The sequence below is a fragment of the Muribaculum sp. An289 genome (assembly GCF_002159555.1).
GTDB lineage: Bacteria > Bacteroidota > Bacteroidia > Bacteroidales > UBA932 > Merdivivens > Merdivivens faecigallinarum.
This window is the reverse complement of the sequence record NZ_NFIV01000001.1, coordinates 1-13,188: the sequence shown is the minus strand read 5'-3', so window position 1 is coordinate 13,188 and position 13,188 is coordinate 1. Positions and strand designations below refer to the sequence as shown.

General features: G+C 47.5%; 7 protein-coding genes, 1 rRNA gene and 1 pseudogene. 4 read left to right on the top strand and 5 right to left on the bottom strand.

The features are described from left to right. Window positions 1–7 precede the first annotated feature (7 nt). From B5F83_RS00050 to B5F83_RS00040, 3 genes are all read right to left on the bottom strand, one after another. Window positions 8–1,216 carry a site-specific integrase gene (locus B5F83_RS00050; RefSeq protein ID WP_087275582.1) on the bottom strand — a complete coding sequence of 403 codons (1,209 nt, stop codon included), beginning with the start codon at window positions 1,214–1,216 and terminating at the stop codon, window positions 8–10. A 7-nt stretch (window positions 1,217–1,223) separates the two neighbouring features. Then, window positions 1,224–1,667 carry a hypothetical protein gene (locus B5F83_RS10680; RefSeq protein ID WP_239383775.1) on the bottom strand — a complete coding sequence of 148 codons (444 nt, stop codon included), beginning with the start codon at window positions 1,665–1,667 and terminating at the stop codon, window positions 1,224–1,226. A gap of 242 nt (window positions 1,668–1,909) precedes the next feature. Further along, on the bottom strand, window positions 1,910–2,272 hold the full coding sequence (locus tag B5F83_RS00040; protein ID WP_239383774.1) for a helix-turn-helix domain-containing protein: 363 nt from the start codon (window positions 2,270–2,272) through the stop codon (window positions 1,910–1,912). A 618-nt stretch (window positions 2,273–2,890) separates the two neighbouring features. On the opposite strand from B5F83_RS00040, the gene B5F83_RS00035 reads away from it, so the two are divergent. After that, complete coding sequence (locus B5F83_RS00035; RefSeq protein WP_158094115.1) at window positions 2,891–4,126, top strand: RNA 2'-phosphotransferase; 1,236 nt, start codon at window positions 2,891–2,893, stop codon at window positions 4,124–4,126. A 464-nt stretch (window positions 4,127–4,590) separates the two neighbouring features. On the opposite strand, the gene B5F83_RS00030 is transcribed toward B5F83_RS00035, so the two are convergent. Continuing rightward, window positions 4,591–6,024: a hypothetical protein gene (locus tag B5F83_RS00030; RefSeq protein ID WP_087275573.1), complete on the bottom strand. Its 1,434-nt coding sequence runs from the start codon at window positions 6,022–6,024 to the stop codon at window positions 4,591–4,593. A 99-nt stretch (window positions 6,025–6,123) separates the two neighbouring features. Here B5F83_RS00030 and B5F83_RS00025 point away from each other — a divergent pair, with 99 nt between their 5' ends. Beyond that, window positions 6,124–8,589: a bifunctional UDP-N-acetylmuramoyl-tripeptide:D-alanyl-D-alanine ligase/alanine racemase gene (locus B5F83_RS00025; protein WP_087275570.1), complete on the top strand. Its 2,466-nt coding sequence runs from the start codon at window positions 6,124–6,126 to the stop codon at window positions 8,587–8,589. A 27-nt stretch (window positions 8,590–8,616) separates the two neighbouring features. Beyond that, complete coding sequence (locus tag B5F83_RS00020; protein ID WP_087275567.1) at window positions 8,617–10,626, top strand: family 20 glycosylhydrolase; 2,010 nt, start codon at window positions 8,617–8,619, stop codon at window positions 10,624–10,626. A gap of 114 nt (window positions 10,627–10,740) precedes the next feature. Here B5F83_RS00020 and B5F83_RS00015 read toward each other — a convergent pair. Further along, window positions 10,741–11,970 (bottom strand): annotated as a pseudogene (locus B5F83_RS00015) (malic enzyme-like NAD(P)-binding protein); the annotation flags it as partial. Between the two features lie 649 nt (window positions 11,971–12,619). On the opposite strand from B5F83_RS00015, the gene B5F83_RS00005 reads away from it, so the two are divergent. After that, window positions 12,620–13,188, top strand: a 16S ribosomal RNA gene (locus tag B5F83_RS00005); the annotation flags it as partial.

Below are 13,188 nucleotides of genomic sequence, written 5' to 3'. Positions count from 1 at the left end.
CCTTCACTCATAGAGATTTCAGTATCATGCTGTTTGCCTCGTCGATGGCTACAGTGTCCAATGATGCAAGATAGATACGAGTGGTAGCCTCTGAATCGTGCCCCATTCCCTCACTGATAACCGACAGCGGTACATTCTTGCTCTTGGCAATGCTCGCCCAAGCGTGACGGGCAACATACAGAGTAAGCGAAACGGATAATCCGAGTTCTTTTCCGATGATTTTCAGGCAACGGTTGATGTTGTGTGCCGCATAAATGTATTGTTTGCGTTCGTCTATTTCGCTGAATGGCTTGATGATTGGCAACAAGTAGTTAGACTGTGATGTATCGTACTTATCCACAATCTCCTGCATACATTTCTCCCATTTGATTAAGAGTTGTTGCCCCGTCTTGCGTCTGCGGTAGGACAGCACACCATTCTGCAAATCCTTTTTTCGTAGGTATGCCATATCCACGAATGACATACCACGAGTATAGAAACTTATGAGGAACATATCACGGGCAAAATCAAAGGTCGGATTCATAGAGAAATCCATCTCCTTGATTCGCTTGATGACTTTAAGAGGTACGGCTCGTTTGACGGTCTTATCCACTCCTGTATAGACGTGCCTGAACGGAAAGCGTTGGGTAGTAAATTCCTTCTCCACAGCACGGTTATATACAGCCCGAAGATTACGCATATAGAATGAGGAGGAATTTGGGCTCACTCCGTTATGCTTCAAATAGGCTTCGTATACCATCATCATATCGGAATCCATATCATCCAATGGCACATCCTTGTCCTCTCGGAAACGTCTGAAACTGCAAAGGGTCGCAGCATATGTTTCCGATGTGCGGACTTTACCCAATGTCTTCAGATTGGCAATAACGCCCTCCATAAATGGAAAGAGAAAATTTTCGGGGCTGTCCGATGTAAATTCCGCTATCACATCATCGGCAGTATAAATGCATCCGCTATGTTCAAAATCTGCTATGGCCTTTTGGAAATGTTTGACATCCATTCGGATTTTGTCGCCAATCTCCGATAGATACAGTTTCCTATTCTCATTGAATTTGGGTAATACCACCTCCGACAAGTGGCTGTTCCACTCATAGCCGTAGAGACGGTAGCCCGTCTTTTGCTGACGGGTTACACGATTATGGATTACTTGATAGAAAATTGAGCCTTGTCCGCCATCAACCGTTGATGGTCGGAACTTAATCTTTACTGTTGCCATGTCACAATCAGGGTTTTGATTTATTATGATTAACTTTACTATTATCCTGCTTGTTCTTAATGGACTTGGCTTTGCTCTCCTGTTCCTTTGCAGCTTGCTCTTTGAGCCTTGCTTGCTCGGCAAGGGCGGCTTGTTTGCGAACAGCCTCTTCGTAGGTCTCCACATCTTCACGCATCTGCTCAATTGCTTCGTTGTTGCGGTTGAGTTCAAAGATGTCCTCCAATGTGGCTATCTGCTCTGCCGAGGCATCGCCTTTCATCTTGATGTAGCGGTATTTGAGAGAATCATCCTCTTCATCTTTGTTTCGCTGCGACTCAAAGTAATATGCAGAAGCAAAGAATGCGATGACAATGGTATTGAGTGTAAGCATAAACCAATCAAGTTTGGAATTGAAGTTCAAATTGAAATTATAGTCATTTTCTCTATGAAGAACTTTGGATTCCTCAATCATCGGTATAAGTGATGTCGTCAACTTTTTAAGGTTCTCAAACTCGTTTTGTATGGCTACAAAATCGGGCTTATTCTTACCGGAAACACCCTTTACATGTGCTATAACAACAGATTCGCTACATTAGCTTGCCGCATTTTTACGCTCGTCGGGACGGGTGGTCCCGCCCCTTGGCGCTGGCCGTTCCCCGACCGATGAGCTTAAAAGTGTTAACAGCCAGTGATATATTTGTAATTCTCCACAGCTTATTGAACAACAGCTTTAACCTGATGCCTTTTCAACACACGCCATACGGTCATGGCTGAGAGCTTTATTCTCTTCCTAAGCAGATAGTTGGCAATCCGTTGCGCTCCCCATTTTCTCGTTTCACGCAGATTAAGAATAATGGTTTCAATTCCAGGCGTTACCTTCATATTTGCGAGTCTTGATGGGCGTTTAGACTTATCGGACAATTTTGACTTACCTTGTTCTTTCTCGCGATTTATCCAACGGTATAACGTGGAACGGGCAATCCCGCACCGAAGGGCTGTTTTTGTCACAGAACCCGTTTCGGTGTATATCCCAAGCCATTTTTGGCGCATCCGTATTTTTCGTATATCTTCTTTCATGCCACGAAGATACAGATTAAGATTTGTCTACGAAAAGAAAAATTGTAGCGTATCTATTGATACTTTACAATTCATCTGATGCAAAATAATAGTGCCCCTATGGATAGAAACAAGAACAGCATACAAATGGGTTATCAATGTATGAACCCGTTTGTATGCTGTCTGTTTATCTTTATCTACATTTTCGTCAGTCGTTCATTTCCGTTGCCGTCTGCATTTCTAAGTACAGACATTGAAAGGGGAAAGGTTTTCGGGCTGAATACTCTCCGTAGGAGGAAGATTCCGACCGAAACAGCTTGCCGCCCGACCTTTCAACTTTCAAGGGCTATTGTACTACCTTCGCAGACGAGCAAAGGAAAGGGGCTAATGACGGAATCGGGATACTCATATATCGCAGATTGATGATAGACCAAATCAAATATTACCCTGCAATAATGAAAAATACACCGCTTTTTTGCTCGTTCATAAAAAAGTTGTACCTTTGTTCCAAGATGAGTTGTACATCAATGCAAATCACGCAAGTATGTAGAAATCAGAACAGTTGCCAACTCATTACCTCGTTCTTGAACTTTCCGCATAAACTTTTTATTCTTAGCGGATTATAAGATGAATACAACAATGAAAAACAGCAGTAACAAAACGAAGAATTCGCACGATTTGTCGTACCTGCTCCGGCACGACAGGACCTGTAAACTGGAGACCGGCGGGTGGCGTTCCGTCGAGAACCTTGTACACGAACAAGGATTTACTTTTGAACAACTTTGCGATTTTGTAGACAACGACTCCAAAGGCCGGTTTGAGTTTAATGACGACAAAACAAAGATTCGGGCCATATATGGGCATTCTGTGCAGGTAGATATGGACTATTCGTGCTGTACCCCGCCTGAAATCTTATATCACGGGACATCGATGAATGCAGATGTGTCCATATTGGATAATGGGATTATCCCCCGTTCGCGGAATTATGTTCATTTAACAAACGACAATGATGCCGCGTTGGAGACAGGAGCCCGTCATGGAGCTCCCGTAACATTACGTATCAAGGCCCTTGAGATGTTCAATGCGGGGTATGAGTTTTACAACCCGGCAAAAGGCATTTGGTTGGTTAAGGAAGTTCCCCGAAAGTTTATCGATTCATACTACTATCCATCTGATTCATTGGGAGAAAAAAGTCTTAATCACAAGTTGATAAAAGTTGTATGCGACTCAGATGATGTTATATCGGAATTGAAGAGAGACAATACTGTCTCACCGTTGTGCGATATTGTACATCTGAAAGACACATCCTTGTCCATACATACATTAGAGGAATATTTCAGTACTCAAATCTATATCATAGCGATGGCAGGCGAGCGTAATTGCGATGATAATCATGTACGTCAAATTGTAAAGTTGAAAGAATACACTGATGATATTATCCTAATCGCTCCCGAAATCATTGGAGAGGTTACATCCATTCAGGCGACCACTACAAATGAAATTCATTCCATATTATTCTCTTTGTGTCTATTGCTTGGGTACAACCAACCGATGCGGTTAGGCTTGAAAGATATCACTACTTTTTTATTTGCAACCAATGGAGAGTTAAAGGTTGTACAGGCTGCTCTTGACACTGATTTCGATACAACCGGATTATGCGGGAACCTGAAAACGGAGTTAAAGGACAGACATGAAAGTTTTAAATCTTGCATGATACATGTATCATTACCTGGTGGACATCAAGTCGATATGAGGCATATTATGCTTTTGGAAGATACAATAAGAGGCATGATACCGGGAATACAATGTTGTCTTTGTACTTCAGTCAACATGTCAGGCGACAGGAATATTCATATATCTATTCTCTTGCATTAAATTGTTATGATGCAGAAAGGCATAGGATATAGGTATAAACTTCCTGTAACAGTTTGATATTATCCTATATCTCAGACACACTGTTTGAAACAGTATCCAGTTCTAAGAACTTGACTGCAATCCCAAGCGCATGAATTGCATCTCCAGTGCGTGAACCTTATCCCCGGGTCTTGAACTGCAATCTTAGGCGCACGCTATAAAATTGGATAATTGTGAGTAACTTGCTGTTTATCAAGTGTTTATGAGGATGTATAAAGAAAACCGATGTGGATTTCAAGAGGTTTCGTACCCCTCGGAATCCACATCAGTATTTGGTGTAGTTGTTCGTAATATGTTGATGCTTAATGGATTATGTGATTGATAGCCATTTTCGGGTGTGCCCGCAATCATCCACTCAACCATCCAACCGGCCCAATCGGCCATCCAACCAGCCACCAATCCAAGCCCGGCCCGGCCCAATCGGATTACTCCAGCTTTCCCAAATCCACCTCGATGGCGGCAGGGTAAAGCCTTTGAGGGTCGAAGAATGTGGCGCAACTGTTGACCAAATGCCTGATATCAGGTTCCACTATCCCTCTGAAGACCTCTGTGCCGTTTACCGTAAGGCTGATTTCCTCGTCCAGATTCACAAGTTCCGGGCAAAGGTAGACAAGGAACCGTCCTTTCTGGGAAGGGGCGTAACTCTTCTCGATTTCCAGTTCTATTCCGTACAGCGGGTCGGTTTCGGTTGCCGTAGTCGTGGTTTCGTTCACATTCATCGTGATGTCGTTGCCGTCGATTGTCATCTCATAGAAAGTCCTTGTGGAATAATCGTCATTCGACCTTTCTATTACGGCGATGTTATAAAAGCCGTCCCTGTATATTCCGTCCATCTCGAAATTTTCCCATGCGACGTAGGTTGGATAAGGATTCCTTTCATATTCTTTCAGCCATGGGGTTGTAGGGTAGTAATCTATCGAATGTCCGTATCCCGGAATGATTTCAACGTTATGTACATAGTATCCCGGATGGGCCGCTTCCAGTTCGTTGAAATAATTTTTAGCCGCTATCGACAGCGTGTTTCTGTAGAAGCCGGTGTCCTCTCCGCCTGTCCTTAATGAAAATGCGATGTTCGCGCAGTTCTCCGGCGGGGCGTTCCTCAGCGGTTCTCCTCCGGCCATAGGGCCTGCACCTGCCAGGTAGTCGGCATAGAACGATGCAAGCCTCTGGCTGCCGTATCCTCCTTCGGATATGCCGAAGAAATATATCCTGTCAGGATTTATGTCGCCCGAGATGAAAGCAAGGCGCAACAGTTTTTCCCATGCGAATTGTTTCGCTTTCTGCCACCAGCGGTAGTAATCCCCTATGTTGGGAATCTGAGGAATGAAATAAAGTGAAGGGCTGTCGTCAAATTCCTGGCAGAGAGCCAGCCCTGTAGACCATTCGGCATATTTCGAGCCGGAACCGTGCAGGTAAACGAAAAGCGGGTACCCTTCAGTCGGAGCGCTCCCCTTGAAACCATAGTAGAACGGCATAATTGCATTGGGTTCGAGCTCTTGCGGCAGGGTCCAGTGGCTTGCCTGGTGCGAATTCAGCAAATCGTCAGGTGCAGGCAGCGGGTCTTCACTGTATTGGTTGTTCGCCTGTACCCACAAATTCCAGATACGCTCCCTGTTTTCATCTATGGCATCTGTTCCGATTGCGAGTGTCCCGTTGAACAGGCTGTCGCTCCCTTCCAGGGTCCCCCCGAAATAATCCGTTATCATTTCGTCCGTAATTTCCGGAACGATTACTTCCGTACTGTCATTTCCTCCGCCATCCGGAATCTCCGGATCCTCCTGGGTGGTTTCCTTGCAACCGGCCAGTACCATGCCGGCCCAAACAGATGCAATCAATGTCAAATAAATAATCTTACGCATATTTTTATGTCAATTTTTTAAAAATTTTCCAAATGTATGCAAATAAATTTCATCAGATGACGATATTTGCTATTTTTGAATATTGAAAACAGGTTTGATATGGAATACACTATATCCGCAGCGGCACGTATTTTAGGCGCAAATGCCGTCGGTGCAGGGGATTATGCTTTTTCGGAACTGTCCGTGGACAGCAGGAGGCTGTCTTTCCCAGACTCTACATTGTTTTTCGCAATCGAGACCGGTACGAATGACGGCCACAAATATGTCAATGATGCATACCGGATGGGAGTGCGGTGTTTCGTGGTTTCGCATGATATTCCCGGAATGGAAAGACTATCGGATGCGGTTTTTCTCCGGGTGCCCGATACGCTTTCGGCTTTGCAGCGGCTTGCGGCATATCACAGGGACCGCTTCCGGTTTCCGGTAGTCGGGATAACCGGCAGTAATGGGAAAAGCGTGGTAAAGGAATTCCTGTATCATCTTCTTTGCGGAAAATACAATATAATAAGGTCTCCGAAAAGTTATAATTCGCAAATCGGGGTGCCTCTGTCCGTCTGGAATATGGATGCTTCGTACAATCTGGCCGTTTTCGAAGCCGGAATATCCATGCCGGGTGAAATGGAAAGGCTCGAAAGGATTGTCAGACCCGATATCGGAGTTCTGACGAACATAGGTGCGGCCCATCAGGAAAATTTTCCTTCAATGAAAGAAAAGGCTCTTGAAAAACTGAAGTTGTTCAGGGATTCGTCTTTTATAGTATATTGTGCTGATGACAAGGTAGCGGATGAAGCTGTGCGCAGTGTCGCTCTGACGGCTCGCAAGGTGACATGGAGCATGGAAAATCATGATGCCACCGTATTCGTGAGCGGGATAACGAAAAAAGAATTTTCCACATCTTTTATAATAAAGTATGACGGTCGGGAAGGCCGGTGCGAGATACCTTTTACGGACGATGCCTCGCTTGCGGATGTACTCCATTGCATTTGCACGGCATATTGTCTTGACCCGTCGCTTTTGGACGGCATGCTTCCTTTCTCCACGCTTGAACCCGTAGCCATGAGGCTCGAAGTCAAGCAGGGACGGAACGGGACACTGATTATAAACGATACGTACAATTCGGATATAAATTCACTCGCCATTGCCCTGGATTTCCTGTCCGGAAGAAAGGGCGGAAGCGGATGCAAGACTACCCTGATTCTTTCGGATATCCTGCAATCGGGCTGCCCTTCGGATATCCTGTACCGGCAGGTGGCCGGAATCGTGGAGGCCAAGTCCGTGGATAATATCATCGGAGTCGGGCCTGAACTTTCGTCGCATTCGGATTTTTTCGGTATCGGCAAGGCTTTCTACCGTTCTACCGAAGAGCTGTTGGCGGACTTCAGGGCTTCAGATTTTTCGGGGAGGCTCGTGCTTATAAAAGGTTCACGGAGTTTCCACTTCGAAAGGATTACGGAAAGGCTGGAGCAGAAGGCTCACGAGACGGTTATGGAGGTCAGTCTCGGTGCCATTGTCCACAATTTCAATAGATACAAATCCAGGCTCAGGCCCGATACGAAGATGATATGTATGGTAAAGGCTTCCGCTTACGGGGCCGGTGCGGTGGAAGTTTCCAGAACATTGCAGGAGCATAGATGCGATGCGCTCGCCGTAGCAGTCGCTGATGAAGGTGTCGAGCTCCGCAATGAAGGGATATCGATTCCGATAATGGTTATGAATCCCGAGATGAACTGCCTTAATCTTCTGTATGACCATGCTCTGGAGCCGGAAATATACAGTTTCAGACTTCTGGACGCTTTCATCCGTGAAGGCAAATCCCGCGGAGCCGTATCGTTCCCTATTCATATAAAAATTGATACGGGGATGCACCGGCTTGGTTTTGCTCCGGAAGACGTCCCTGCACTGTGCGCATTGCTCAAAGGCCAGGAAACGGTGAAAGTAAAATCGGTATTTTCCCATTTGGCGGGGAGCGATACCCCTTCGCTCGATGATTTTACAATGCTTCAGATTTCACGCTTCAAGGAAGCCGCCGAAACCATAGAAAGATCTGCCGGATGCAGGGTCCTCAAGCATATCCTTAACTCTGCCGGAATAGAACGCTTCCCTGAATACCAGATGGATATGGTGCGTTTGGGAATAGGTCTGTATGGAATCAGCATGTGCGGGGATACTGGATTGAGGAACGTAAGTACCTTGAAAACAACGATTCTCCAAATTAGGGACGTCCGTGCCGGAGATTCCATAGGTTATGGAAGGAAAACTTTCGTGGACCGCGATTCGAGGATAGCCGTGATACCTATAGGGTACGCGGACGGACTCGACCGGCATCTCGGAAACAGAGCCGCCCGGGTTTCCGTCAACGGTCGCCTTGCCCAGATAGTCGGGAATATATGCATGGATGCATGCATGATCGATGTTACCGGCATTAATGCCGAAGAGGGCGATACCGTAGTGATTTTCGGTGACGACCTTCCGGTATCGAGGCTGTCGGAGGCAATCGGCACTATCCCGTATGAAATACTGACTTCCCCATCGCAAAGAGTGCAGAGAATATATCTTAATGATTGATATTTAATGTTTTAAAATAAAAATACCATGAAGCCAGCCAAATTCATCCTTTTTATGTTTTTCCCGTTCCTGTTATCGGCATGCGGCGGCTCCGATGCCCTGCTGCCTGTAATCCCACAGCCCCAACACGTCGAAATGCACCGGGGGCATTTTGAGATTCCGCTTACTGCGGAGGACATTGAAACCATTTCTGTCCTTCCTGCGGACATGATAAAGGATACCCTTGCACCTTATAATGTATATATTGCAATAAAGGATACGGTAGCCGGTGTGGCTTCTTGCGAAAGTTACCGTATGTCCGTGGACGGTGGAGGGGTTTCCATAGAGGCCCTTTCCGATGCCGGTGTCTTCTATGCCTTGCAGACCCTTTCTTTTTTATGCGATGACGGCAGGCTGCCTTATGTCGAAATAACCGATTATCCGCGTTTTCCTTACCGTGGAATGCATTTGGACGTTTCCCGCCATTTCAAGACTAAGGAATTCGTAATGAAGCAGTTGGATGCTATGGCCCGTTATAAACTGAACCGTTTTCACTGGCATCTTACCGATGGTGCAGGCTGGAGGATAGAGATTGACCGTTATCCGGAACTGACGGAAATAGCCGCGTGGAGGCCTTATCCTGACTGGGAAGCATGGTGGAATGGCGGCCGCAAATATTGCACGGCGGACCATCCTGATGCGGACGGCGGTTTTTATACTAAGGAAGACATAAGGGAAATTGTGGAATATGCCGCAAAAAAACATATAACCGTGATTCCCGAAATAGAGATGCCCGGCCATTCGGAGGAAGTCCTGGCAGTCTATCCGGAGCTTTCCTGTTCCGGGAAGCCGTATGTCAATTCGGAGTTATGTGTAGGTAAGGAGGGAACTTTCGTGTTTCTGGAAAATGTCCTGACCGAAGTAATGGAACTTTTCCCATCGGAATACATCCATATCGGAGGGGACGAAGCGGCCCATGAAGGGTGGAAAAACTGTCCGGACTGCCAGCGGAGGATAAAGGAAGAGAGGCTGGGCGATGAAGCCGGTTTGCAGGGATACCTTGTGCGCAGGATAGAAAAATTCCTTAACGACCACGGACGGAAACTGATAGGTTGGGATGAGATTCTCCGCGACAGCGTGAATGCCTCATCAGCGATAATGGTATGGCGTGGGCTCGATTATGGGGTAGAGGCGGCCGAGGCAGGCAATGATGTGATTATGTCTCCGGGAGAATTCTGTTATATCGATGCCTATCAGGATGCCCCATTCACTCAGCCTGTAGCCAAGGGAGGTTATCTGACATTGGCGAAAACCTATTCTTTCGAGCCTGTTCCCGATACGCTTTCTCCGGAATTGCAATCTCATTACATAGGTGTGCAGTCAAATCTTTGGTGCGAATATATCCAGCCTGACTGGTATACGGAATATATGCTTTATCCGCGCGTATTGTCCATCGCGGAGACCGCGTGGAGCCTTCCTTCCCGTAAGGACTGGGAATCATTCAGGAAGAATGTCATTTCCGAGACTGATTTTCTTCTTTCACGCGGCTACCATCCTTTTGACATACGGAAGGAGAAAGGTGAGAGACCGGAAGCGGCCCGCCCTGAAAAACATCTTGCAGTCGGAAAGAAAATAGAATATATCCAGCCGTTCTCGCGTTATTATCCTGCCGGCGGGGATACTGCCCTTGTAGACGGGGTGAGGGGAGGCTGGACTTATGCCGACGGCCGTTGGCAGGGTTTCATAAACCGTGACGTAGATGTTGTCATCGACCTCGGCGAACCTACCCGGATAAGGTATATCGGGGCCGAATTCATGCAGCTTACCGGCCCTTGGCTGTGGCAACCGGAGGAAGTGATAATATCCGTATCCGATGACGGAGAGTCATTTACGGAACTCTCCCGCCAGTTTACCGATGTGCCAAAGGATGCCACGGAACTTATTTTCCGTACCTATTCATGGTCTGGGGACACAGATGCGCGCTACGTAAGATACACTGCATTGTCGAACGGAATCGACAACGGTTGCCTGTTTACGGACGAAATAATCATAAGGTGATGCAGCCGATTACACGGTGATGCAATCACATTATCTTATTTTATCTGAAACATAACATCTTTCACGGCAGATGCGTTCTACGTATTTCCTGTATTTTACGGCATCGTATCCGATTCTCGCCACTCCCGAATCCACGGCGGCTTCTGCTACGGCAGATGCTACACGGTAGAGCAGCCTCTTGTCAAGCGGCACCGGTATCAGATAATCCGGTCCGAAAGACATGCTTTTCTTGTTATATGCCCGGAGTATTTCTTCGGGCACTTCTTCTTTTGCCAGTCCTGCAATGGCTTTGGCCGCGGCGAGTTTCATTTTGTCGTTTATTTCACGGGCCCTGACATCGAGCGCACCTCTGAATATATAAGGAAAGCCGAGGACATTGTTTACCTGATTAGGATAATCGCTCCTGCCTGTCCCCATTATCAGGTCTTTTCTCACTGCTTTTGCTTCGTCATAATTTATTTCCGGTTCAGGGTTGGCAAGGGCGAGTATCAGTGGGCTCGGGGCCATTCTCATCACCATCTCCGGTTTAAGGACACCGGCTTTTGAAAAACCTATGAATGCGTCCGCTCCGGTTATCGCCTCATCGAGAGTCCTGGCGGAGGTTTCATTGACAAAACGGAGTTTTTCTTCGGTGAGTTTGTCCCTCGTTTTGTTTATCACCCCCTTGCTGTCGCACATTATGATATTTTCCTTGCGTACTCCGAGTTTAAGGTACATGTCTGCCGATGCTATTGCGGCTGCTCCCGCCCCGTTTATTACGATGCGTACGTCCTCCATTCTCTTGCCCGCTATTTCCATTGCATTGAGAAGCGCTGCCGAAGATATTATTGCCGTTCCGTGCTGGTCGTCGTGCATTACCGGTATATCGAGTTCTTTTCTTAGTCTTCTTTCTATTTCGAAACATTCCGGAGATTTTATATCTTCAAGATTGATTCCACCGAAGGTCGGAGCTATCATTTTTACTGTATCGATGAATTTTTCGATGTCTTCGGTATTTATTTCAATGTCGTAGGCATCGATTCCCGCAAGTATCTTGAACAGGAATGCTTTCCCTTCCATTACCGGCTTGGATGCTTCCGCACCGATATTTCCCAACCCGAGGACGGCCGTCCCGTTTGTAATGACCCCGACAAGATTCCCTTTTCCCGTGTATTGGTATACATTTTCAGGATTTTCAGCTATTTCGAGCGACGGGGCGGCTACTCCCGGAGAATAGGCCAAAGACAGATCCTGTTGTGTGTTATGCGGTTTTGTCGGTATGGTGGCCAGCTTTCCTTTCGGATATGCCCTGTGGTATTCAAGGGATAATTTATAAATGTCTTCAGTCTTTTTCGTATGTTCCATTTTATGCAGTTTTCTAAAATTTATTCGGTTTTCTAAAATTGTTGTGAAAATAAGAAAAATGTGGTGAAATATGTGCCCTCTTCTTAAAAAATTTAGACAGCTTCTGATAAAAACCGCTTGAAAATTCATCTTGAAAATTTCCGGTAGGAAAAATGATGCGCGAAAAAAATATTTGCAGCCGCTTCCGGACCCGTGCATGCCATGGCATAATAATGCTGCATTATATATAATAAAGGTGTACGAACCGTTGCCTGCCCGGCTTGTGTCCGTTGCGTGCCCAGGGGATGTGTCGCGGGGCGATGCCGTGTTTGCCCGTCGTCTGCCCTGTGCGGATGCGTTCCGTGCCCCGGGGAGGCGGAGGGAAGGCGGCGGCAGGCTGGAAAAAGCTGGGAAAAGCATATGGCAGGCGGGGGAAAATCGAAAAAAAACCGAAAAAAGTCGAAAAAAAGTCCTTAAAAAGTTTGGAAATCCGGCAAAGAGCGCTACCTTTGCAGTCCCGTTCGGGAAGGGGGGCCTCGGTGCCTCCTCCGGCCGGGGGAAGTTCATTGAATCGGAAGAAGGAAGCCCGAGCGGGGCCGGCAGAGCCGGCCCCCTCCGGCCGGGGGGAAACTCCGGCCGGTGCAAGGAAAGAAGACGAAAGTCGTATTATACAATGAAGAGTTTGATCCTGGCTCAGGATGAACGCTAGCGGCAGGCCTAACACATGCAAGTCGAGGGGCAGCGGGCCGGTCAGCGATGACCGGTGCCGGCGACCGGCGGAAGGGTGCGTAACGCGTGAGCGACATGCCCCGCACCGGGGGACAACCTCTGGAAACGGAGACTAATACCCCATGTAGCGGGAGGGGGGCATCCCCCTCCCGCCAAAGCTTCGGCGGTGCGGGATTGGCTCGCGTGGCATTAGCTGGACGGCGGGGTAACGGCCCACCGTGGCGATGATGCCTAGGGGTCCCGAGAGGGAGGCCCCCCACACTGGGACTGAGACACGGCCCAGACTCCTACGGGAGGCAGCAGTGAGGGATATTGGACAATGGAAGGAATTCTGATCCAGCCATGCCGCGTGCGGGCGTGCGCCCTACGGGCGTTGAACCGCTTTTGGCGGGGGGCAATAGGCGCCATGCGTGGCGCTTTGAGAGTACCCGCCGAATAAGCATCGGCTAACTCCGTGCCAGCAGCCGCGGTAATACGGGGGATGCGAGCGTTATCCGGAATCATTGGGTT